Raw genomic sequence first — 1,947 nt, forward strand, 5'->3', positions numbered from 1 at the left:
GTCAACTGATTAAAGCGTTGATTGGTGTTTTCATTAACATCATCAGAAATTGACGCGGCAATCATGTTACTCACTTCAACACCGTTTTTAATTTCAGATTGGTTATTAACCATTAAATCAAACGCATTACCATAATCATTAACAGCCTGTTGCAGTTGTTTAATTAACTTTTGGTTAGCATTAGCTTTAGCAGCGTTTTTTAATTGATTTGCTTGTTGAGAAGTTAAACCACCAGAACCAGAACCAGAAGCAAGAGAACGCTTGATATCTGAAACATTCCTATTCACATTGCCCATAATCTGCATATTTGATTGACCAATCGTGCGGTTAGTTTCGACATCAACATTAACCTCGGCAATCATTGACTTAATAACTGACAAATCACCATCCGCTTTTTCAAAGGCATCGTTCATAGCAGCAAAGCCAGCGTTAATAATATCTGAATTATCAACGCCACCATCTTTTTTGGCTTGAATCAGAGACCTATTGAGCAGAATGTCACGGCGAGTAAACTCATGTTGCTGATAAACACTTTTCGAAAAGTCCTGCATTATGTGTTCAAAATATTCATCGCTTAGTTGATTCGAACTCATCAGGCGGATAGTTTCACCTAACTCCCTATTGTGTATAGATAAAGAATAAAGAGCTTGATTATGGCTATTACAATCAGGGGAATCATCAGAGCAACGGATTACTTCAGGTCTGTTTTCACTTATCTTGTCGTAATAAGGCTCTAAGTTATCAGGGATGTCATTATTGTTCTCATCAGCATCGATGTTATTGTTGCTCGTTGGGTTAGTATCTTCACCATTCTTGATACCATCGCCGTCCCAGTCTTCCAAATTATCATCGATACCATTTTGGTTAATATCGTTCTCCCAAGGAAAAGGCTCAGGAGTATCACCAGAGTAGCGATTGATTTGGTCAAAGTTACAAGTGGAGCCAGTATAGTAAAACTTGTTAGTCCATCGTCCCGCTTCAACTGAAACTGAAACTGTACTAGGCGTCATGTTACAGGCTGCGCCAGTTGAACGATCACCAATACAGTAAGAGCGGGGATTGTCACCCCAAATGTAAGAATCCCAAGTTAAGTTTTTTCCGGTGCCTTGTAAGATCTTGCAGGAACTAACGCAAACGCCATCAACCTCAACTTTACCCGCGCCACACTGCAAAGCATTAGAATTGAAAGCGACAAGAGCCAGAGAGAGTGAGAGGTATTGTTGATATCGTTTCACTGTAAAACCCTAGATAAGAAAACGCCTCCAAACTAGGAGGCATTGATACCCGTATATACGCCATATACGAATGACATCGCCATAACCACCCCAAATAGGATGGTTACAACTTGAGAGACAATCTCTCCCATTAGTTCCCCATAGAGTTGACGATAGCGCGGAGACCAAAGCCAAGTGCTGCAAGACCAATCAGGCCAACAACAACTAAACCGTAGTTAGCTTGACCAGTACTTACCGCGTCATTAATCGCGGTTGTGATTGGTGAAGTATCAGCGAATGACGAAGCCGATACAAGAGCAGTAGAACCTAGAACCAATAGACGTTTTTTCATATTATTTCCTTTTTTAAGAGTGTGTTACTAAACGTTGACCCTTAGCCTTTGCCAAGAGTTTTTAAGATTCGTCCAAGCACATGGCCTGAAACGAAAGATAATAAAACCCAACCTGAAACAGTTGTGTATAGCTCTGAATCGATAGTCAGAGACTGCGCCCCAGAGACTAATTTGTTGTATTCGCTGTCACTAAGCATTACGAGCTGACAATCAACGTCGGTCGACGTTCTTAAGTAACCTTGTTGAGTGGTTGTAATGCAGTTCATTGTTAAGCCTTACTTGAAGCGCTTTTTTGACGATTAAGAGAGCCAATTTCAGACAAAAGAAAGTCTCTTTTAGCCTCTAAATCACGGATAGTTCTCGTCAGAAGCAAGCGGTCAA

3 protein-coding genes are annotated in these 1,947 nt (G+C 40.7%); all 3 read right to left on the reverse strand.

The window, feature by feature from the left end; all coding sequences use genetic code 11:
• Positions 1–1,235 (reverse strand): hypothetical protein (locus F0251_RS24145; protein ID WP_216610983.1); only part of this gene is annotated, 1,235 nt, incomplete at its 3' end.
• Positions 1,236–1,365: 130 nt separating this feature from the next.
• Positions 1,366–1,566 carry a hypothetical protein gene (locus tag F0251_RS24150; protein ID WP_108167720.1) on the reverse strand — a complete coding sequence of 67 codons (201 nt, stop codon included), beginning with the start codon at positions 1,564–1,566 and terminating at the stop codon, positions 1,366–1,368.
• A gap of 41 nt (positions 1,567–1,607) precedes the next feature.
• Positions 1,608–1,832, reverse strand: a complete 225-nt coding sequence (locus F0251_RS24155; protein WP_116871525.1) for a hypothetical protein — start codon at positions 1,830–1,832, stop codon at positions 1,608–1,610.
• Positions 1,833–1,947: the final 115 nt, after the last annotated feature.

The sequence above is a fragment of the Vibrio sp. 070316B genome (assembly GCF_013114115.1).
GTDB lineage: Bacteria > Pseudomonadota > Gammaproteobacteria > Enterobacterales > Vibrionaceae > Vibrio > Vibrio chagasii_B.

What these genes read in the sequence shown, in the direction of transcription:
- F0251_RS24150 (WP_108167720.1), bottom strand. Translation starts at nt 1,566, where the DNA reads ATGAAAAAACGTCTATTGGTTCTAGGTTCTACTGCTCTTGTATCGGCT.
- F0251_RS24155 (WP_116871525.1), bottom strand. Translation starts at nt 1,832, where the DNA reads ATGAACTGCATTACAACCACTCAACAAGGTTACTTAAGAACGTCGACC.